General features: G+C 58.4%; 16 protein-coding genes and 1 pseudogene. 12 read left to right on the top strand and 5 right to left on the bottom strand.

All coding sequences use genetic code 11. The features are described from left to right. Position 1: 1 nt before the first annotated feature. The 7 genes from arnC to OJ965_RS20740 all read left to right on the top strand — a co-directional run bounded on the left by arnC (position 2) and on the right by OJ965_RS20740 (position 7,891). The gene (arnC, locus tag OJ965_RS20770; RefSeq protein WP_009093174.1) at positions 2-985 is read left to right on the top strand and encodes an undecaprenyl-phosphate 4-deoxy-4-formamido-L-arabinose transferase; all 984 of its coding nucleotides are present in this window, start codon (positions 2-4) and stop codon (positions 983-985) included. Next, the gene (gene arnA, locus OJ965_RS20765; protein WP_009093173.1) at positions 982-2,961 is read left to right on the top strand and encodes a bifunctional UDP-4-amino-4-deoxy-L-arabinose formyltransferase/UDP-glucuronic acid oxidase ArnA; all 1,980 of its coding nucleotides are present in this window, start codon (positions 982-984) and stop codon (positions 2,959-2,961) included. The genes arnC and arnA overlap by 4 nt, the downstream gene beginning before the upstream one ends. After that, on the top strand, positions 2,961-3,863 hold the full coding sequence (gene arnD, locus OJ965_RS20760) for a 4-deoxy-4-formamido-L-arabinose-phosphoundecaprenol deformylase (RefSeq protein WP_265139332.1): 903 nt from the start codon (positions 2,961-2,963) through the stop codon (positions 3,861-3,863). The genes arnA and arnD overlap by 1 nt, the downstream gene beginning before the upstream one ends. Beyond that, entirely contained in the window at positions 3,863-5,530 is a 1,668-nt protein-coding gene (arnT, locus tag OJ965_RS20755; protein ID WP_265139331.1) for a lipid IV(A) 4-amino-4-deoxy-L-arabinosyltransferase, read from the top strand. The genes arnD and arnT overlap by 1 nt, the downstream gene beginning before the upstream one ends. After that, the gene (gene arnE / locus OJ965_RS20750) at positions 5,530-5,850 is read left to right on the top strand and encodes a 4-amino-4-deoxy-L-arabinose-phosphoundecaprenol flippase subunit ArnE (RefSeq protein WP_058958154.1); all 321 of its coding nucleotides are present in this window, start codon (positions 5,530-5,532) and stop codon (positions 5,848-5,850) included. Before arnT ends, arnE begins: the two co-directional genes overlap by 1 nt. Then, positions 5,847-6,212: a 4-amino-4-deoxy-L-arabinose-phosphoundecaprenol flippase subunit ArnF gene (arnF, locus tag OJ965_RS20745; protein ID WP_009093165.1), complete on the top strand. Its 366-nt coding sequence runs from the start codon at positions 5,847-5,849 to the stop codon at positions 6,210-6,212. The genes arnE and arnF overlap by 4 nt, the downstream gene beginning before the upstream one ends. A 149-nt stretch (positions 6,213-6,361) precedes the next feature. Then, positions 6,362-7,891 carry a Fic family protein gene (locus OJ965_RS20740; RefSeq protein ID WP_265139330.1) on the top strand — a complete coding sequence of 510 codons (1,530 nt, stop codon included), beginning with the start codon at positions 6,362-6,364 and terminating at the stop codon, positions 7,889-7,891. 22 nt (positions 7,892-7,913) lie between these two features. On the opposite strand, the gene OJ965_RS20735 is transcribed toward OJ965_RS20740, so the two are convergent. The 5 genes and pseudogenes from OJ965_RS20735 to OJ965_RS20715 all read right to left on the bottom strand — a co-directional run bounded on the left by OJ965_RS20735 (position 7,914) and on the right by OJ965_RS20715 (position 14,201). Continuing rightward, positions 7,914-8,618, bottom strand: coding sequence for a haloacid dehalogenase type II (locus OJ965_RS20735; RefSeq protein ID WP_265139329.1), 705 nt, complete (start codon positions 8,616-8,618; stop codon positions 7,914-7,916). Positions 8,619-8,962: 344 nt separating this feature from the next. Next, positions 8,963-9,637, bottom strand: a complete 675-nt coding sequence (locus tag OJ965_RS20730) for a hypothetical protein (protein ID WP_265139328.1) — start codon at positions 9,635-9,637, stop codon at positions 8,963-8,965. A 108-nt stretch (positions 9,638-9,745) separates the two neighbouring features. Further along, complete coding sequence (locus tag OJ965_RS20725) at positions 9,746-10,879, bottom strand: glutathione-independent formaldehyde dehydrogenase (RefSeq protein ID WP_009093156.1); 1,134 nt, start codon at positions 10,877-10,879, stop codon at positions 9,746-9,748. Positions 10,880-11,269: 390 nt separating this feature from the next. Further along, positions 11,270-12,217: pseudogene (locus tag OJ965_RS20720) on the bottom strand (sulfonate ABC transporter substrate-binding protein). A 94-nt stretch (positions 12,218-12,311) separates the two neighbouring features. Beyond that, positions 12,312-14,201 (bottom strand): sigma-54-dependent Fis family transcriptional regulator, encoded by a 1,890-nt coding sequence (locus OJ965_RS20715; RefSeq protein WP_058958146.1) that lies wholly within the window; start codon positions 14,199-14,201, stop codon positions 12,312-12,314. Positions 14,202-14,476: 275 nt separating this feature from the next. Between OJ965_RS20715 and ssuD the strand changes: the two genes are divergently transcribed. The 5 genes from ssuD to OJ965_RS20690 all read left to right on the top strand — a co-directional run bounded on the left by ssuD (position 14,477) and on the right by OJ965_RS20690 (position 21,437). Next, entirely contained in the window at positions 14,477-15,649 is a 1,173-nt protein-coding gene (gene ssuD, locus OJ965_RS20710; protein ID WP_265139327.1) for an FMNH2-dependent alkanesulfonate monooxygenase, read from the top strand. Positions 15,650-15,668: 19 nt separating this feature from the next. Further along, entirely contained in the window at positions 15,669-17,081 is a 1,413-nt protein-coding gene (locus OJ965_RS20705; protein ID WP_265139326.1) for an FAD/NAD(P)-binding protein, read from the top strand. Between the two features lie 69 nt (positions 17,082-17,150). Then, positions 17,151-18,557 carry an LLM class flavin-dependent oxidoreductase gene (locus OJ965_RS20700; RefSeq protein WP_265139325.1) on the top strand — a complete coding sequence of 469 codons (1,407 nt, stop codon included), beginning with the start codon at positions 17,151-17,153 and terminating at the stop codon, positions 18,555-18,557. A 209-nt stretch (positions 18,558-18,766) separates the two neighbouring features. Continuing rightward, positions 18,767-20,227 carry an MFS transporter gene (locus tag OJ965_RS20695; RefSeq protein ID WP_140923841.1) on the top strand — a complete coding sequence of 487 codons (1,461 nt, stop codon included), beginning with the start codon at positions 18,767-18,769 and terminating at the stop codon, positions 20,225-20,227. Then, on the top strand, positions 20,220-21,437 hold the full coding sequence (locus OJ965_RS20690) for an acyl-CoA dehydrogenase family protein (protein ID WP_150030304.1): 1,218 nt from the start codon (positions 20,220-20,222) through the stop codon (positions 21,435-21,437). The genes OJ965_RS20695 and OJ965_RS20690 overlap by 8 nt, the downstream gene beginning before the upstream one ends. Positions 21,438-21,457 lie beyond the last annotated feature (20 nt).

Genomic DNA, 21,457 nt, shown 5'->3' with positions numbered 1-21,457 from the left:
TATGGGCGAGAATAAACCGATCAACAGACTCTCCGTGGTTATCCCGGTCTACAACGAGCAGGAGAGCCTGCCGGAGCTGCTTCAGCGCACCGCTGCCGCCTGCGACACACTGCAGATGGACTATGAAATTCTGCTGGTCGATGACGGCAGCAGTGACCGATCCGCCGGGCTGATTGAGCAGGCAGCTTCCGCACCCGGCAGCCGGGTCATCGGTGTGTTGCTCAACCGCAATTACGGCCAGCACTCCGCCATCATGGCTGGGTTCAGTCAGGTGCGTGGCGATCTGATTATCACGCTCGATGCCGATCTGCAGAACCCGCCGGAGGAGATCCCGCGGCTGGTTGAGGCGGCGCGTCAGGGCTATGACGTGGTCGGCACGGTCCGGCAGCAGCGCCAGGACACCTGGTTCCGGCGTAAAGCCTCACGCACGCTCAACCGGCTGATCCAGCGTGTTACCGGCAAAGCGATGGGGGATTACGGCTGTATGCTGCGCGCCTATCGTCGCCACATCGTTGAGGCGATGCTCAACTGCCACGAGCGCAGCACCTTTATTCCGATTCTGGCGAATACCTTTGCCCGTCACACCATCGAACTGCCGGTGATCCACGCAGAGCGGGCATTTGGCGACTCGAAATACAGCTTTATGCGCCTGATCAACCTGATGTACGACCTGGTGACCTGCCTGACCACCACCCCCCTGCGACTGCTCAGCGTTATCGGCAGCCTGATTGCACTCGCTGGCTTCGCTTTCTCGCTGGTGCTGATTGTTCTGCGCCTCTTCTTTGGTGCGGCCTGGGCGGGGGATGGCGTTTTTGTTCTGTTTGCCGTGCTGTTCATGTTTACGGGTGCCCAGTTTGTGGGCATGGGACTGCTCGGGGAGTACATCGGGCGCATTTATAACGACGTTCGGGCGCGTCCGCGCTATTTCGTTCAACGCATTGTTCAGGCTCCAGAAGAGCCATCAGTACAGGATACTCAATCATGAAGACCCTCGTTTTCGCCTATCACGACATGGGCTGTGTCGGCATCAATGCGCTGCTGAAGGCAGGCTATGAGATCACCGCCATTTTCACCCACAACGACGTGGCGACCGAAAATCCTTTTTTCGGCTCGGTTGCGCGTCTGGCGGCAGAGCATGGCATCCCGGTCTATGCGCCCGACGAGGCGAATCACCCGATCTGGCTGGATCGTATCCGCAGCATGGCGCCAGAGATGATTTTCTCCTTCTATTATCGCCATCTGCTCAGCGATGAGATCCTGCAATGCGCGCAAAAAGGGGCCTTTAACCTGCATGGCTCGCTGCTGCCAAAATACCGGGGGCGGGCACCCCTAAACTGGGCGCTGGTGAACGGTGAACGCGAAACGGGTGTCACCCTGCATCGCATGGTAAAGCGTGCCGATGCCGGTCATATTCTGGCGCAGCAGGCGGTGGCTATCGACGACCACGACAATGCGCTGACCCTGCACCGTAAACTCATCAGTGTCGCAGAGCAGCTTCTGGGCGACGTTTTACCTCGTCTGCGTCAGGGTGAGGTCAGTGAGTGGCCCCAGGATGAGAGTCAGGCGACCCGTGTGGGCCGTCGCACCGCCGAAGATGGACGGATTGACTGGAACCAGCCTGCTCAGACGATTCACAATCTGGTCAGAGCGGTCACCGATCCCTGGCCTGGCGCCTTTGCCTTCGCCGGATCGGTCCGCTTCATTGTCTGGAAGAGCCGGGTTCATCACGAGCCGCATCAGGCCAGACCGGGCACGGTAATCTCTAAGCAGCCGTTCCTGATTGCCTGTGGTGAGGGAGCGCTTGAAATCCAGACCGGGCAGTCCGAGCATGGCGTCTATATGAACGGCAGTCAGCTGGCGCAGAGTCTGGGCATGGTGCCTGGCGCGCTGCTCTATTCGCAGCCGCAGTCGGCGCTCCAGCGCCGCACCCGGGTGCTGATCCTCGGCGTTAACGGCTTTATCGGTAACCATCTTACCGAACGGCTGCTGGAGGATGCGCATTTCGAGGTGTATGGCCTGGATATCAGTTCCGATGCCATCAGCCGCTTCCTCGACCATCCGCGTTTCCATTTCGTCGAAGGGGACATCGCTATCCACTCCGAATGGATTGAGTATCACATCAAGAAATGTGACGTCATCCTGCCGCTGGTGGCGATCGCCACGCCGATTGAGTACACCCGCAATCCGCTGCGCGTGTTTGAGCTCGATTTTGAAGAAAACCTGAAAATCATTCGCGACTGTGTGAAGTATCAGAAGCGCATCATTTTCCCGTCCACCTCTGAGGTGTACGGCATGTGTACCGATGACAGCTTCGATGAAGATTGTTCCAACCTGGTGGTCGGGCCGATCAACAAACAGCGCTGGATCTATTCGGTCTCCAAACAGCTGCTGGATCGGGTGATCTGGGCCTATGGCGAAAAAGAGGGGCTGCGCTTTACCCTGTTCCGGCCATTCAACTGGATGGGGCCGCGTCTGGACAACCTCAATGCCGCGCGTATCGGCAGCTCCCGCGCCATTACCCAGCTGATCCTCAATCTGGTGGAAGGTTCGCCCATCAAGCTGATTGACGGCGGCAAACAGAAGCGCTGCTTTACCGACATCAAAGATGGTGTGGAGGCGCTGTTCCGCATCATCGAGAACAAACAGCAGAATTGTGATGGGCAGATCATCAATATCGGTAATCCGGACAACGAAGCCAGTATCAAAGAGCTGGCCGAGCAGCTGCTGGAGAGCTTTGAGCGTCACCCGCTGCGCAGCCAGTTCCCGCCGTTTGCCGGTTTCCGCGAAGTGGAGAGCAGCAGCTACTACGGAAAAGGGTATCAGGATGTGGAGCACCGCAAACCTGCTATCCGCAATGCGCGCCGCTTACTCGGCTGGACCCCAACCGTGACGATGGATGTCACCATCGACAACACGCTCGACTTCTTCCTGCGCACCATTGAGCAACAGGCTGATAAGTGATGAAGAAGATCGGTCTGCGGATTGACGTAGATACCTGGCGCGGCACGCAGCAGGGCGTGCCGGCGCTGCTTACGCTGTTCCGGCGTCATGCTGTGCGGGCCAGCTTTTTCTTCAGTGTGGGGCCGGACAACATGGGCCGCCATCTCTGGCGGCTGGTGAAACCGGCCTTTCTCCTGAAAATGGTGCGTTCCCGGGCCGCGTCGCTCTATGGCTGGGATATCCTGCTGGCCGGAACGGCGTGGCCAGGCAAGCAGATGGGGCGCCGTCTGCGGCACATTATTCAGGACGCCACCCGTCAGCATGAGGTGGGACTGCACGCCTGGGACCACTTTGCGTGGCAGACCTGGGCCGGCGTCTGGCCGCAGGAAAAGCTGGCAGAGCAGATAGCGCGCGGCACCGACCTGCTGAGTGAGGTACTCGGCCATCCGGTCAGCTGCTCGGCCGTCGCCGGATGGCGCGCGGATGGCCGGGTGGTCGCTGCTAAACAGCCGTTCGGATTCACTTACAACAGCGACTGTCGCGGCAGCGGCCCGTTCCGGCCGGTGCTGCCAGACGGGCAGATTGGGACGGTGCAGATCCCGGTAACGCTGCCGACCTGGGATGAGGTGGTGGGGCGCGAGGTCAGCGCAGAGGGGTACAACGACTTCATTCTGACCCGAATGCTCGCTGCGGAAGAGGGGGCTGTTTACACCGTTCATGCCGAAGTGGAGGGGATCATCGGCTACCCGGACTTCGATCGCCTCCTGACCCTGGCCGCCGATAACGGCATTCAGTTCTGTCCGCTCAGTGAACTGCTGCCCGCCGATCTGACGACGCTGCCATTAGGCCGGGTGGTCAGAGGCGAAATTGCCGGACGGGAAGGGTGGCTGGGCTGCCAGAAACGGATGGAAGAGGCGAACTAGTGCGGATACGTAACCAGACAATATGGCTGCTGTTTTTCAGCTTTTTTATCCTTTATTACCTTGTCCCGCCAGTGTTCCGCGATCTCTGGCAGCCGGATGAAACCCGCTATGCGGAGATCAGCCGGGAGATGCTGGCATCCGGCAACTGGATCACGCCACACTTTTTCGGCCTGCGCTATTTTGAAAAACCGATTGCGGGTTACTGGATTAACTCGCTGGGTCAGTGGCTGTTTGGTCACAACAATTTTGGCGTGCGGGCCGGCTCGATATTCTCCACTGCCCTGACCGCCGCCCTGATTTTCTGGCTCGGCAGGCGGATGTTTGCTTCCTCGCGAACCGCGATCACCGGCGCGATCATTTTCCTCAGCTCGCTGCTGGTCTATGGGGTCGGCACCTATGCGGTGCTCGATCCGATGCTGATGCTCTGGCTGGCGGCCGCCATGTGCAGCTTCTGGCTGGCGACAGAGGCCAGTGGACGCGCCGGGCGCGTGGGCGGCTATCTGCTGCTGGGGCTGGCCTGCGGCATGGGATTCATGACCAAAGGCTTTCTGGCACTGGCGCTGCCGGTACTGACGATCCTGCCGTGGGCGATCTGGCGCAAGAGAGTGCCGGAGCTGCTCTGCTTCGGGCCACTGGCGCTGCTCTCTGCTGCGGCAATCAGCGCGCCCTGGGTGCTGGCCATTTATCATCAGGCTCCCGATTTCTGGCACTACTTCTTCTGGGTCGAGCATATCCAGCGCTTCGCAGAAGCGAATGCGCAGCACAAAGCCCCGTTCTGGTACTACCTGCCGATTCTGTTGCTGGGCACGCTGCCGTGGCTGGCACTGTTGCCGGGGGCACTGTTTACGGGCTGGCGTGAGCGTCATCAGCATCCCGGTGCGCTCTATCTGCTGAGCTGGACGGTGATGCCGCTGCTGTTTTTCAGTCTGGCGAAGGGCAAACTCCCGACCTATATCCTGCCCTGTTTTGTTCCGCTGTCACTGCTGATGGCCCATTATGGCCTGAACGCTGCGCAGCGGGCAGGGCGCGCCCTGACGCTGAATGGCTGGCTGAACCTGATATTCGGTATCCTGACGCTGACCGCAGTACTGCTGGTGCTGGCCCCCTGGAGTCTGACGCATCATCCGCTGTTCGCCACGCATGAGATGCTGAAGCTGGTGCTGGCGGCAGTGGCATTCCTCTGCTGGGGGCTGGTGGGGGCGTACAGCTGCCGTTCTTCCTCGCGTCGCTGGCTGGCGGCGGCACTCTGCCCGCTGGGCCTTGCGCTGGTTATCGGTGCGGCCATCCCCGATAAGATCCGCGATGCCAAACAGCCGCAGCGTTTTGTTGCGGTTATCAGTAAGCAACTGGCTGCCAGTCGCTTTATCCTGGCTGACAACCCCGGCATCGCCTCTGCGGCCGCCTGGCACCTGCAGCGCAGCGATATCGGTTTCTATGACAGCAAGGGGGAACTGGAATATGGGCTCGGCTACCCGGATGCACAGTCCCGTTTTGTTTCACGGGCAGATTTCGCCAGTTGGCTTGCCACGCATCGTCGCGAGGGGAGCGTGTCGCTGCTGTTGCTGATGGACTCGGTTCACAGTGATATCGATGAGGATGTGCCGGTGCCGGACGCCGTCTATCGTCAGGGCAGGCTGGTCTGCCTCTACTACAGCCAGACGAAGTAATGCTGCTGCTGATTATTCTGGTCAGTCTGCTCAGCTGCAGCGCACAGCTTTGCCAGAAGCAGGCGACGAGGGCGGCATCCCGCCGGACGCGCCTGAGCTGGATTGGCGTGAGCGTGCTGCTGCTGGGCGTTGCGATGCTCCTCTGGCTATTGGTGCTGCAGCGGGTGCCGGTCAGCCAGGCCTACCCGATGCTGAGCCTTAACTTTATTTTTGTGGCGCTGGCCGGACGTCTCCTGTGGCGTGAACGGTTAACGCCGCGCCAGATAACCGGCACGCTGCTGGTGGTCACTGGCGTGGCGCTGATGGCGAGTCAGATATGAAAGGGTATGGATGGGTTGCCTGCAGCGTACTGCTGGTCTCGGCGGCGCAGCTGATGATGCGCTGGGCGATGCCGCAGTTGCCCGATGTCAGCAGCCTGACGTCACTGCCCGCTATCGGCCTACTGCCCGCCCTGCTGCTGGTGGCGGGGCTGGGCGCCTATGGCCTCTCCATGCTCTGCTGGATCCGGGCGCTGGGACATTTCCCCCTGAACCGGGTCTATCCGCTGCTCAGCCTGAGTTACGTGCTGGTCTGGCTGGCTGCAGTTTCTCTGCCGGTATTTCATGAGGCGTTCAGCTGGCATAGTCTGGCGGGCGTGGTGATGATTGTCATCGGGCTTTTGTGCATCGTAGTTAAGCCCTGAATAGGGTCTGCATTACTGTTTTCGCATCAACTCTCTTTTTTATTCACGTTTTCGGGCAAAGATTAGCCGGGTCGGCGTAGCGAAGTTATCGTTTTCGTGATAGAAATCCTTTCTGTTAGCGTTTTAGCGTGAAAAATAAAGGATTCAGTATGCTGGTCGGCTTTAGCGCATTGCGCGAACGTTATGCAATCAGACTGGCGCAGCCACTGCGTGTGAAATCAGCGATTGGAACGGTACGCTCTCATCATGACAGTCAGGGGCAGGTGGAAAATTACTATCCTCCTGGCTATCAGCCGGAAGATGATTTTGCCGGGCATTTTGCCTTTGGTCTCAAATATGAGGAGATCCACCTGGAGTTTTTTGCCCGCCTGTTTACGGTAATCGGGCCGGAACCTCTGGAGGCGTGGTGTCGTCAGGAGCCGTTCGGACAATATGCGCGTCGGGCAGGGTTTTTCTATGAGTGGCTGACCGGTAACCTGCTGCAGGTGCCCGATGTCACTAATGGTGGCTATATTGACGCGATTTCATCGAAAGCGTATCTGACCCGAACCACCGTGAAACGCAGCAGACGCTGGCGCATTAACGATAACCTGCCGGGATCGATCGATTTCTGCCCCCTGGTGCGCAGAACAGCTGCCGTTGAACAGGCGCTGGCGTTCGATCTCAATGCTGCCTTTTCAGATCTGGATAAGGCCTTTGGCGCAGATATTCTGATGCGCACCGCCAGCTGGCTGACATTTAAAGAGTCCCGTGCCAGTTTTCTGATCGAGAAGGAGTCGGACCAGGGCGATCGCATTCAGCGGTTTGCCCACGTTATTGCGCAGTATTGCGGTCAGCTGGACGATCCGCTCAGCGATGTCAGCCTGCACACGATACAGCAGGGCATTCTGGGACAGGATGCCCTGGGACTGGGTCTGCGCCGCTCGCCGGTATTTGTCGGGCAGTCGACAATGCGTGAAGATATCGTCCACTATATTGCGCCGCACTATGATGATGTTCCTCGCTTCATGCAGGGGCTGAAAGCCTTTGAACAGGCGACGCACGGAGCCGCGCCGCTGGCCCGTGCTGCTGTTGTTGCGTTTGGATTTGTCTATATCCATCCCATGCGCGATGGCAATGGTCGTATCCATCGCTTTTTAATTAATGACACGCTGATTCGTGACGGAGCGATACCGGATGGGGTCATTCTGCCCGTCTCGGCCACCATCACCAGTTCGATGGACTTTCGCGTCGGTTACGATCGCACGCTGGACGTGTTTTCTAAACGGCTTATGCGGCGTTATGCAGGCTGCTATCGGTTTGGTGAACTTAAAACCTATGAAGATGGCACGCAAAGTAACTTCATTTTCAGCGACTATGAGGATGCCCGCTTCGCCTGGCGTTATCCCGACCTAACCGAGCATGTGCTCTATACGTGCAGAGTGATAGAGCACACCGTTCGAACAGAAATGGCAGATGAAGCGCGCGTGTTAGTCATATTTCAGCGTGCGCAGCAGCGTCTGAAAGAGGTTGTGGAAATGCCCGATCAGGATGCAAGCCGGATTATCCGTTCGCTGAAGGAAAATGGCTGGCAGATCTCAGGCAAGCTTAAAAAAACGTTCCCGATGCTGGAAGACGCGACGCTGTCCGGACGCATCGTGGAAGCGGTCAGATCGGCATTTGAGACACAGGCAGGCTGAATGCCTGGATTTGATCTGCCGTTCATTGCGTTAAGCTGAGCCGTTTAAGCTGTGCGGCCAGCGCACCTGTATCGCTGACGATCAAATCCGGCGCAGGCGCCAGTGGATAAGGTGACTGGCCTTTGCGGGTGATAAATGCGGTCTTCATCCCTGCCCGTTTTGCGCCACCGACATCCCAGCCATGCGCCGCCACCATCATGCACTCTGCGGCAGGCTTGCCCATCTCTTTCATTGCCCACTGATAAACTCTCAGATCGGGCTTATAAACCTTAACCTGCTCCACGCTGAGAATGCGGGCGAATAGCGGTGCCAGCCCGGCTGAACTGAGTTGTTGTTCAGCCAGCGCCGCTGAGGAGTTGGTCAGCGCAACCAGCGTAAAACCCTGCTGCTGCAGGGCAGTCAGCCCTGCGGCGACATCAGGATGCGGCGGCATTGCGGCGATAATGTCAGCCAGGGGCGTTGCTTCTTCAGGCAGGGTTACACCGTAACGCGAAGCGGTCATCTTCAGCACCGCTTCGGCGATATCACCAAAGCTATGCCAGCTGCCGGTCACGGATTCGACCAGAGAGTGGTGCAGCACCGAGGTAAACCAGGCTTCGGCACGTTCCGGCCGGTCACCGAGTCGCTGTGCGACCACCTGATTCAGTTCGGTGGTGTCCAGCAGGGTCTCATTGACATCGAAAAAGAGGGTGTCACTGCAGGAATGGGGGTTGAGATTGTTAGTCATCTTGACTCCGGTTGGCTTGATGAGAGGCGTTAAGGGCGCTGATTGAAGGTAGGACACCGGGAAGGATTGCTCAAGAACGGGGGCTGCGTGTCGTTGTAATTCAGGCTGTGAAACAGGATGTTGTTTAAAAATGCGCACAACACTAATTATGTTAAATTAAGTGTTCTGCTTTTAGAGCTGATACCTCCTCTTCATGTACTCATGAACCCTGATCGGAAAACTTCCGGACAAAAGATTAAATGGATTGATCATTGATAACATTTCAAGCGTAAGCCGATATAAAAAATTTGAGATATATAGGATCAGTACAAAATTCCTTTCAGGAAAAAACTGTCTTCACATAATCAGCATCGTCCGTCTTTCTGACATTCATTTATTGGTACCCATTCACCAGTAGGTTCTGATCTGTCTGTAGAGATAAGTTGTAAGACTCCTGCGTTATATAATCCAGGAACGCCCGAAAAAGAGATTTTTTTTCCCTCTTGGAAAAGACCGTCATAGATAATCTGTTTTTCCCCTCCAGTCAATGAGATGAGTGCTACAGTCACTCTACCGCTTGAGCAATAAGCCTCTGTAATAACGTTGTTTTTCCATTCATCGTCAATGAGGCTAGAGGGTGCACTGGATGTCGTTCCTCCTGGCTTTGTGCACTCTTCACCTGGAATCGACACGCCTGTCATCTCTCTATTTCTCGTATTGCTTTCTGAACGAGGAATATAAAACGTGACAGAAAAGTGATAATCATTATGTTCTTGAAGGGGGTGTAAGAAGCCATCGATTTTAAACCCTAAAAAGTTCATAACGGGACTAATATTTTGGGAAATAAAATTACGATAACCTTCTAAAATTGCATCGCCTGTACTGGAGATTAAGGAAGTCATAATCAAAGCAGCGATTATATAGAGTCGTTTTCGGAAGCTGTTTACATTTTTGATTTTCATAGGCCTTAAAGTTATCCCATTATTTTTATCCTTAACGTTATCATAACCAGCCTCAATTCGCGTCTGTTCTTGGTGCAAATCATATATTCAGCAAGTCGAATTTCATCATCCCCAGCCACAGACAGGCAGTTTGCGTTCTCCCTCTTCCCACCGCCTGAATGTGTCTTATCTCTTCTGAACGACCTGTCAGGGTTTCAGAATGACTTTCGTCCAGCCATTATCACGATCATCAAAATGCTTATAGCCTTCGGCTGCGTCTGCCAGCGCGAGTCGGTGCGAAATGATCTGCGCCGGATTGGCTCTGCCCTGATGGATAAGCCTGGCGAGCTGGCGGTTGTACGCTTTGACATTACACTGGCCGGTCTTGATCGACTGGCCCTTGAACCAGAAATTACCAAAATCGAAAGGCACTTTACCCTCTTTGGCCAGATCGGTCGCGCCGCCGGGGTCCTGCGGAACAAAAACGCCTACCGCACCGATGCCGCCTGTGGCCTTGGTTGAGGCGACCAGGCTGTTCAGCGTGGCAGAGTTATCCTCGTGGCCATGTTTATTGCAGCACTGATAGCCCACGCACTCGCAACCGCAATCCGTGCCGCGCCCATCGGTTAATTCGAGGATTTTATTGACGGCCTCATCACCCACGCCGTTGATGGCCACTGCGCCCATCTGCTCGGCCAGCGCCAGTCTGTCCGGATGGGTATCCACCACAAACACCTGCGAGGCGCCCTTGATCAGGGCCGAGTGTGCAGCCATCAGGCCGACCGGTCCGGCACCGTAAATGGCAACACTCTCTCCGGGGCGTAATCCTGCCAGTTCAGTGGCATGCCAGCCGGTGGGGAAGATGTCGGACAGTAGAACGTAGTCTTCCTCTTTTTCTACCGCATCAGGCGGCAGCACCAGGCAGTTAAAGTCAGCATAGGGAACGCGCAGTAACTCCGCCTGTCCGCCATCCCATTCGCCCATTTCAGCAAAGCCATAGGCGGCACCGGCCGTACCCGGGTTTGCCGTGAGACAGTAGCCGGTTAACCCTTTCTCGCAATTTTCACAGAATCCGCAGCCAACGTTAAAGGGCAGGCAGACATAATCGCCGACTTTGACCCGCTCAACCGCGCCGCCGATTTCAATGACCTGGCCCAGGTTTTCATGGCCAAAGATGCGACCCTGTTCGAAGCTGGTGCGCCCTTCGTACATATGCAGATCTGAACCGCAGATATTGGTGGTGGTAATACGGACAATGACATCGGTAGGACGAACGATTCTGGGATCCGGCACCTCTTTGACTGAAACGTCAAAAGGTCCGTTATAGACAACTGCTTTCATGGTGTTCTCCTCACGTGCATGATCAGTTATGAAGGCTGCGGCTGCGTGAATGTTTACGGTCGCCACCCTCTTCGTGATGCTGATTTTTCAATCAAATGACGTGATTGAATGTGTAAGTGTAGAACAGCGCATGACGCAGTCTGAGGATATTAATATTATGTAACCCTATGAAATGTAAGCACCGCTTCGCTAAAGCCCTCCTGTTTCTCACCTTATCAACGGCTTTGCATCCTGCTGCCGTTTGCCTTACGGCAGGTTGATTTTTGCTCTGAAGCCGGTGGCGGATAATATCCTGACCGTCATAAACAGGCTCCGGACGGATGGAGAGGCCGTGCCGGTGTCCCCTCTGGCGTCAGGCGGAAGCCCCCCGAACCTCCGCCCGGCTCTCACCTACTTTTTATCCTGCGACCAGGTGGCGCTGCGGATATCGACCTTCACCGGCAGCAGACCAATCCGGGTAAAGGTATCCGCCAGCGCCTGCTGCTGGGTGAAGACCTCTGGCGTCATCCGCTCTGCGCCAAACGGCATTCTCGCCAGCGCGCGCTGCCAGACAGGCTGGGGCAGCCCGGTTGAGGTGGACATGATTCTGGCTGCCTCTTCCTGATGCTGATTGGCCCAGCTGCTGAGCGTGCCGAGTTCATCCACGACCTTGCTGGCGATCTGCGGGTACCCTTCCGCAAACTTACGGCTGGCGAGGTAGAAGGTGTAATGGGGCACCAGTCCTTCTGCATTTTTGATCAGCCGCGCGTGAGCATTGGTTTCCACTTATGCATAGTAAGGATCCCAGATGACCCAGGCGTCCACTGCGCCGCGCTGGAAAGCGGCACGCGCATCGGCAGGAGGCAGATAAACCGGCGTAATGTCTTTGTAGCTCAGCCCCGCCTGCTCCAGCGCGGTGACCAGCAGATAGTTCACGTCAGAGCCTTTGTTCAGCGCGACGCGCTTCCCCTTCAGATCCGCAACGCTTTTGATCGGCGAGTTGGCCGGAACCACAATCGCCTCGGTTTTCGGGTTGGCGGGCGAGTGTGCCAGATAGACCAGATCGGCCTGGGCGGCCTGCGCAAAGGTGGGCGGCGCGTCGCCGGTCGCCGCGAGGTCGATGCTGCCGATGTTGAGCCCTTCAAGCATCTGCGGCCCGGCCGGAAACTCAATCCAGTGAACCGCGATCCCCTGCTTTTTAAATTCCTGATCCAGCGTGCCGCGATATTTCAGCAGCGCGAAGATATTGGCCTTCTGGAAACCGATATTGATCGTTTCGGGCTTCTCTGCTGCCTGAGTGCTGAACGCTAAGCCCGCCTGAGCGGCAATAATGAGTGCGCTGAGTAATACTTTTTTCATTTCTCATTCCTGAGTCTGTTGTAGTCAGCGCAACATATCAAACGCGGGTTGCCGCGCTTAGCGAGGAAAAGTTCGATGCTTAGCTGAAAAAACGCTATGGATGCCAGACGGACTCGCGAACCCGGATAGCGCGATTAAACAGCCCCAGCGCATAGAAGCGGTCTGCGATGGTCTGCTGTTCGCGGATGATGGCTAAATTCATGCGCTGGGTCTGATGACTGCGCCGGGCCAGGGCATGCATCAGAGAGGAAGTAGAGATGCCGAGTTCGGTAGAGAGCAGTCCGGCCGCTTCCGCGCGGTGCGCATCAATGTAACGTCCCGTCTGCTCCAGCGCGCCAAGCAGAACCTGCAGCAGATCGCCCGAATGGGCGGCAAATCCGCGTTCGGCGAGATAGAACTGATGGTTGTTGACCCGCCCGGTGCCGTCAGCAATCACCCTGAACTGCCCGCTGTTCTCGGCATCGCTGAGCAGGGGATCCCACATCATCCAGGCATCCACCGCATTGAGATCGCTGGGCGTTAAGGGATATCGGGGCGGCGCGTAGACGATACGCACATCATCCAGGGCTAACCCCGCCTCATCCAGAATCTGCAGCAGCAGATAGTGAACGTTGGAGCCGCGGTTGACGGCGATACGCTTCCCTCTGAGATCGCCTATCTGCTGAATCGGGCTGCTGTCCGGCACCAGCAGCGCGACACTCTGCGGCGCCGCTGGCTCCCAGGCGACATAAATCATCGGGCTGTTGCTGGCCTGGGCAAACAGCGGCGGCACTTCGCCGGTGGTGCCGAAATCGATCTCCTTATTGCTCAGCGCATGCAGAAGCTGCGGACCCGCCGGAAACTCGCTCCACAATACGCTGACGCCACGATCCGCCAGCTGCTGTTCCAGCGACTGACGCGCTTTCAGAATGCCGAGGTTGCCGAACTTCTGATAACCGATGCGCAGTTCCCGCTCACGCTCCGGAGCCTGGCAGGAAGGGGTCTGGCGCTGACGCAGGGCGGTGCGGCGCGGTTTAATCACGCCGAGGTGTCCCAGCTGGGTTCGCAGCGTATGACGGCTGATGCCGAGCAGAGCGGCAGCCTGAAGCTGATTGCCCTGGGTCAGTTCCAGCGCATTTTTTACCAGCGCGGCAATCACGCGGGGATAGAGTGGCGTTTCGCTCTGCTGCATCTGCTGACGCAGGAACTGATCCAGCGCCTCTTCGCCAGGCGGCAGATCGTTTTCCGCCAGCGGACTCAGCCGCAGCTGCTGCGGCGTCACCACGGAGCTTTTGCTGAGCAGCACGGCGTTGTGCAGCGTGTTCTCCAGTTCGCGGATGTTGCCCGGCCAGCTGTAGGCCATCAGCGTCGCCAGCGCATCCTCGCTGAGTCGGAGCTGAGGACGGCCCAGGCGACGCGCATAGAGCTGCAGAAAGTGCGTGGCCAGCACCGGGATATCCTCGCTGCGCTGGCGCAGCGGAGGCAGCGTCACGCTGGCCACATTCAGCCGGTAGTAAAGATCTTCCCGGAATCGCCGTTCACGAATCGCTGCGGCCAGATCACGGTTCGTCGCCGCAATCACCCGCACATTGACCTTTACCGCCCGTGACGATCCGACGCGGGTGATCTCACGCTCCTGCAGCACGCGCAGCAGCTTTATCTGTAGCGACAGACTCAGTTCGCCGACTTCATCCAGCAGCAGCGTGCCGCCTTCTGCCGCTTCAAACCAGCCGCGATGCCGCTCCTGTGCGCCGGTAAACGCCCCTTTCTCATGCCCGAACAGTTCTGACTCCGCCAGACTTTCGGTCAGCGCGCCGCAGTTAACCGCCAGGAAGGGCTGCCGGCTGCGCGCGCTGTGATGATGCAGATAGCGCGCCATCACCTCTTTACCGGTGCCGGTTTCGCCAATAATCAGTACGGTCGCATCGGTGGGGGCGAGCTGATCCAGCACGCTTTTAAACGCGCGTGATGCGGGGTCAATCAACTCAGGGCTGGAAATCTGCATCTCGTTTTACCGGGTTACCAGAAGAGTGATGACCATACCGCGCGTCCGCCGCATAAACGAGAGGCCGGAGGTGCCGGATTGTTGCCGACGCGACAGCCTGCCACCCTGGCTGTTGCAAATGCAGCAGCGCCAGTCGAAATCGTAGATGCCTATCTCACTGAATTAACGGGATAAAAATAGTTACTTACTCTGGCACGCTATCTGCTAATGGCTATATAACAAAAGGGATTATCCCTATGTATTAAATTCAAATATCGTTATAAAGGAATCTGCTAATGAGTCACGCGACACAGGAAAACCTGAATCTCTTCTGGTTTCTGCCCACCCACGGTGACGGGCGCTATCTGGGGACAACCGAAGGAGGCCGGGCGGTCGATTTACCCTATTTACAGCAGGTGGCGCTGGCGGCAGACAATCTGGGCTACTACGGTGTGTTAATCCCGACCGGCAAGAGCTGCGAAGATTCATGGCTGGTCGCCTCGGCGCTGGCCCCGATCACCAAAAAACTGCGCTATCTGGTGGCCGTACGCCCCGGCCTGCAACCGCCGAACCTGGCGGCACGGATGGCAGCGACGCTGGATCGCCTCTCGGGCGGGCGTCTGCTGATTAATGTGGTCACCGGCGGCGACCCGGTGGAGAACAAGGGTGATGGCATCTTCCTCAGTCACGCCGAGCGCTATCAGGTGACCAGGGAGTTTCTCGACGTCTACTCCCGCCTGCTGAAAGGCGAGAAGGTCGACTTCGCAGGAGAGCATATTCGCGTAGAAGGCGCGGAGATCCTCTTTCCTCCGGTGCAGAAGAACGGCCCGCCGCTCTATTTTGGCGGTTCCTCGGAGGCGGCTATCGACGTTGCCGCCAGCCAGATCGATACCTATCTGACCTGGGGAGAACCGGTCGAACAGGTGGCAGAGAAGCTGGCGGTGGTGCGTCAGCGGGCGCAGGAACAGGGCCGCACCCTCTCCTATGGCATCCGGTTACATGTCATTGTCCGGGAAACGGAAGAGGAGGCCTGGGCCGCCGCCGATCGGCTGATCTCGCATCTGGATGACGAGACGATCGCCGCAGCGCAGAAGATTTTCGCCCGGATGGATTCAGCCGGTCAGGCGCGGATGAGTGCGCTGCATCAGGGGTCGCGCGAGAGTCTGCGCATCGGGCCTAATCTCTGGGCGGGCGTGGGACTGGTGCGCGGCGGCGCAGGCACCGCGCTGGTGGGCAATCCGCAGCAGGTTGCCGATCGTATTCGTGAATATCAGGCGCTGGGCATTGAGAACTTTATCTTCTCCGGCTATCCGCACCTTGAAGAGGCGCACCGCTTTGCCGATCTGGTGATGCCGCTGCTACCGCTGGCGGCAAATGCTGAAAAGAAACAGCGCAGCGTGAATACCGGGCCCTTTGGCGAAACCATTGGCGGCGACCGTCGCCCGGAAAAGCACTCCAGTGCCAGTTAACAGAAGAAAAGGCTCGTTTATGTCACAACAGCAGATTGTCATCATTGGCGGTGGATTCACCGGCACCGCACTGGCGATCCATCTCGCCCGGCTGGGCGAGGCGGGGTTGAGCGTGACGGTGATCGAACCGCGGGCGCAGCTGGCGCAGGGCGTGGCGTATGGCACGCCCGATCCGGCGCATCGTATCAATGTGCCGGCTGCCAGAATGCAGCTGGCCGGGGATGAAGCCGGCGCGTTTGACCGTGACTACCGCGCCTCGCCACACTTCCGCGACGATCCGGACGCGCTGTGGCATGACGGCAATGTTTACCCGCAGCGCGGTGAGTTTGGCCGCTGGGTCAACGCGCAGTTTATTTATCAGCAGCAGCACTCGCCCGTGACGCTGCGCCATTTACGGGACAGCGCGGTTTCCCTGCAGGATGGCTTCGTCACTACGGCTTCAGGTCAGCGCATCCGGGCCGATCAGGTGGTGCTGGCGATCAGTCATCCGCCGCCAGAACTGCCCGCGCTGCTGAAGCCGCTGCAGGCGCATCCCGCTGTCATCGCTAATCCCTGGCAGGGTGATGCGCTGGCCCGGATTGCGCCAGACGAGCGGGTGGCGATCATCGGCTCAGGACTGACCATGTCTGATGTCGTCGCCTCGCTGCACCGCCAGCGGCATCGCGGCGGGATAACCGTTTTCTCGCGTCGCGGGCTGGTGCCGCGCGCCAACCTGAGCGGCAGCGAAGATGAGTACAGGCTGGATTACCGCCTGCCGCAGCCCGCCAGCGCGCGAGGCTGGTTACATCGGGTGCGTCAGGAGGTTAAACAGGCCGCGGCGCTGAATCTCCCCTGGCAGCTCGTGCTGGATGATATTCGCCGCAACGGGCAGCGTATCTGGCAGAGCCTGCCGCTGCATGAACAGCAACGCTTTCTGCAGCATCTTCGTCCCTGGTGGGACGTTCACCGCTACCGCATCGCCCCGCAGGTCAGCCAGGTGCTGACTCAGCTGCAGGCCAGCGGGCAGCTTTCGCTGCAGGCGGCGCGTCTGATCGCCGCCGAACCGGCGGGAGACGCGCTCCGGCTGACGCTGCGGCTGCGGGGCGCGCATCAGGAGAGCCGGGTAGTGGATCGGGTGATTGTGACGACCGGCCCGGCGCATAACGCGCTGCTCAACAGCAATGCCCTGCTGCGCCAGCTACACCGCGACGGCATGATTCAGCCCGACGCACTGTGGCTGGGCATCAGCGTCAATGCACTGTCGCAGACGCTCGATGCCCGGGGCGAACCCAACCCGCATCTCTATGTCGCCGGGCCTGCCGCGCGCGGACGTTTTGGTGAGCTGATGGGACTGCCACAGGTGGCAGAGCATGCGGAATCGGTGGCGCACAGGCTGCTGAGCATTACGCCCTCCTCCCTCAGTGAGCGATGTCCCGGCTCCCTGACGCACTGATTCAGCCCTGAAAAAACCTCAATCTATACGCGGGCGGCAAGCGATTGCCGCATCCGCTCAGGAGTCGCTATGTCATCGCAACGTGAAATTCGCCTTAATGCTTTCGATATGAACTGTGTCGGTCATCAATCTCCCGGCCTGTGGGCGCATCCCCGCGACCGCTCCTGGCAGTATAAAGATCTGGAATACTGGACCGACCTGGCGCGCCTGCTGGAGCGCGGTAATTTTGACGGGCTGTTTATTGCGGACGTGCTGGGCGTCTATGATGTGCTCAACGGCAATAACCAGGCGGCCATTCGCCAGGCCACCCAGGTGCCGGTCAACGATCCGCTGGCATTAATCACGCCGATGGCGCTGGTGACGGAGCATCTGGGGTTTGGCCTCACCGCCTCGCTCTCGTTTGAACACCCCTACCCGTTTGCACGGCGCATTTCCACGCTCGATCACCTGACCAAAGGCCGCATTGGCTGGAACATTGTGACCTCCTATCTGGAGAGCGGCGCGCGCAATATCGGCCAGCAGACGCAGACCGATCATGACGCGCGCTATGACTATGCCGATGAATATCTTCAGGTGATCTACAAACTGCTTGAGGGTAGCTGGGAAGATGACGCGGTCGTGCGCGATCGCGAACGCCATATTTTCAGCGACCCCGATAAAATTCATCCGATTAACCATCAGGGCACCTTCTTTCAGGTGCCGGGCATTCATCTCTGCGAACCGTCACCGCAGCGCACGCCGGTACTTTACCAGGCGGGAGCGTCCAGCCGCGGCAAGGCGTTTGCGGCGGAACATGCCGAGTGCGTGTTCGTGGCGGCGCCCTCGAAAGTGCTGCTGAAAAAAACCGTGGCGGATATTCGCCAGCGAGCCGCCGCAGCGGGACGCGATCCACGCGACATACTGATCTTCAATCTGCAGACGGTGATTGTGGGTGAAACTGACCTGGCAGCGCAGGCCAGATGGCAGGAGTACAAACGCTATGTCAGTTACGAAGGCGCGCTGGCGCTGATCTCCGGCTGGACCGGTATCGATTTCGGCCAGTATCAGCCGGATCAGGTGCTGAAGCATCTGCACACCAATGCGATTCAGTCGGCGGTAGAGACCTTCTCCACCGCCGATCCGAACCGCCAGTGGACGGTCCAGGGCCTGGCAGACTGGGTCGGGATAGGGGGATTCGGGCCACTGCTGGTGGGCAGTGCTGAAACCGTGGCGGATGAGCTGCAGAGCTGGGTGGAGGAAACCGATGTGGATGGTTTTAACCTCGCCTATGCCGTAACGCATGAAACCTTTACCGACGTGGTGGAGCTGCTGGTGCCGGAGCTGCAAAAACGGGGTGTCTATAAACAGGATTATCAGCCGGGAACGCTGCGTGAAAAGCTGTTCGGACAGGGGCCACGGCTGGCGTTGCCGCATCCGGGGGCTGGCTATCGCCAGCGTTCCGATTCAGCGCAGCGGACGCTCAACCTGGCGGTTTAGCATCAGGCTGTACGCACAGCCGCCTGACACCGGATTTACCTGAACGCTGCCGGATGAAATAACCCCTTCATCCGGCCTTTCGCATGCCAGTAAAATCGCATTAACTTATTGAATTTATTATAATCGTTATCCATATTTGTTGGTTGTTTACTGCGCCGGGAATACCTATAAAAGCCTCGTTACCTGCTGAATACAATAACGAGGATACGATGAGTACACTGAATATTGACGACACCCTGACCATCCCGCCGCCCCACTCCACGCCGGTGCGTTCGGTGAGCGACGTGGCCCGGCTTATCAACAGTAAAAGTGAGAAAAACAGCTACGCCCGCTGGATCGTGTTTCTGGCGCTGGGCGGGGTGTTTCTTGATGCCTACGACCTGACGACGCTCTCTTACGGCATTGATGATGTCGTCAGGGAGTTCAGCCTGACGCCGGTGCTCACCGGGCTGGTGACCTCCTCCATCATGATCGGCACTATCGTGGGCAATCTGATCGGCGGCTGGCTGACTGATAAATATGGCCGCTACTCCGTATTTATGGCGGATATGCTCTTCTTTGTCGTCTCCGCCATCGCTGCGGGTCTGGCACCCAACGTCTGGGTGCTGATTGGTGCGCGCTTTCTGATGGGGATCGGCGTGGGGATCGATCTGCCGGTGGCTATGGCTTATCTGGCGGAGTTTTCTAAATTCTCCGGCAAAGGCAATAAAGCGTCGCGCCTCGCGGCCTGGTGCCCGATGTGGTATGCCGCCTCATCCGCCTGTTTCTTCATTATTTTTGCGCTCTATTTTCTGCTGCCTGCTGAACACATCGACTGGTTATGGCGCGCATCGCTGCTGTTTGGTGCCGTACCGGCCCTGCTGATTATTGCGGTGCGCAGCAGATTCATGAACGAGTCTCCTCTCTGGGCGGCTAATCAGGGCGATCTGCGCGGTGCGGTGCGTATCCTGCGCGACTCTTACGGCATCGAGGCGCATGAAGTGCAGCCCGAAAGAGACGTTACCGTGAAGGCGGCGCCGAAAGTGAGTTTCCGGGTGCTGTTTCAGAAGCCTTATCTCGAGCGCACGCTGGTCAGTGGGGTGATGAACGTCTGTATCGCCTTTGAATACACCGCCATCGCCTTCTTCCTGCCGTCGATCCTTGCGCAGTTTCTGGGAGCGGGCGTCTTCGAAACCATCTCTGCCTCGCTGGGGCTGAATGCGCTGTTTGCCTTTACCGGCGGCCTGCTGGGCATGCGGCTGGCGTGGAAATTTCCCTCCCGCCACGTGGCGATCGCCGGCTTTGCGCTGCAGTTCATCGCGCTGATTTCACTGGCACTGATTGGTCATCCGCAGGCGACGACGGGCGTGGTGGTGGCGGTGCTGATGCTCGGTCTCTGGCTGTTTGCTGAAGGTTTCGGGCCGGGTGCGCAGTTGATGATCTATCCGGCACTCTCCTACCCGACGCATATCCGGGCCACCGGCGTCGGCTTCAGCCGCTCGCTTTCCGGCATTGGCAGTGCGCTGGCGCTGTTTATTCTGCCCATTCTGCAGGCGCGCTACGGCACCAATATGTTCTGGATTGTCTCTCTCGCCGCCCTTATTCCGATTATTTTCCTGTTGATCGTCCGGTTTGAACCGACCCGACAGGACATTGATGAACAACCCGCCACAGGAGACGATCATGTCTGAACTCAACCCGACTGAATTTGCCGCGCTGCGTGACCATTTCAGACCGCTTTTTGCCCGTATTGCCAGCGAGGCGGCGGCACGGGAAACCGGACGCACGCTGCTGCATGAGCCGATCCGCTGGCTGAAAGAGGCCCGGTTCGGCACACTGCGAATCCCGAAAGAGGACGGCGGCTTTGGTGTTTCGCTGCCCCAGCTCTTTTCGTTACTGACTGACCTGGCCGAGGCAGATTCGAACCTGCCACAGGCGCTGCGCGCGCACTTTGCCTTTATCGAGGATCGCCTGAACCAGCCTGACAGCGACGCACGCCGTCGCTGGTTCCGGCGTTTCGTCGACGGTGAGCTGGTGGGCAGCGGCTGGAGCGAGGTCGGCGCGGTGAAGCTGGGTGAGGTGATCACCCAGGTTTCCCCCGCGCCGGCGGGATGGGTGATCAGCGGTGAAAAGTTTTACAGCACCGGAACCCTCTATGCCGACTGGATCGATGTCTATGCAAAGCGGACGGACAACGGCCGTGATGTGATTGCGCTGGTGAACACGCACCAGAACGGGGTGGAGCGCGATGACGACTGGGATGGTTTCGGGCAGCGGCTGACCGGCAGTGGCACCACCCGCTTTCATCAGGCCGGGGTTGAGCAGCCCCACGTTTATGATTTCAGCGAGCGCTTCCGCTATCAGACCGCTTTTTACCAGCATGTCCTGCTCGCAACGCTGGCGGGAATTGGCCGGGCGGTGGTGCGCGATGCGGCACAGGGGGTAGCGCAGCGTAAGCGGATTTACAGCCACGGCAATGCCCCTCAGGTGAGGCAGGATGTACAGGTGCTGCAGGTGGTCGGACAGATCAGCAGCTGGGCCTGGGCCGCTGAAGCCGCCGTTGAGCGCGCGACCCACTCACTGCAGCGAGCGTTTGAATTACAGCTCAGCGGCGCGGATGATGCAGCGCTTCACGCGGTTAACGTGCTGGCAGAAGTGGAATCGGCTAAAGCGCAGACCGTAGCCACGGAGCTGGTGACGCGGGCCGCCACGGAGCTGTTTAATGCGCTTGGCGCGTCGGACACCCGCGTCAGCAAGGCGCTGGACCGCCACTGGCGTAACGCCCGCACGGTCTCATCACACAATCCGGTGATCTACAAAATCCGCAATGTGGGTGACTGGGAAGTGAACGGCAGCGATCCGACGTTCATCTGGCAGATAGGCAATGGCGAAGGCGCGTGAGATCGTAAGGCCGGGGGTTC

This window comes from Pantoea anthophila (assembly GCF_026104315.1).
GTDB lineage: Bacteria > Pseudomonadota > Gammaproteobacteria > Enterobacterales > Enterobacteriaceae > Pantoea > Pantoea anthophila.
This window is presented reverse-complemented; position numbering and strand designations above follow the sequence as displayed.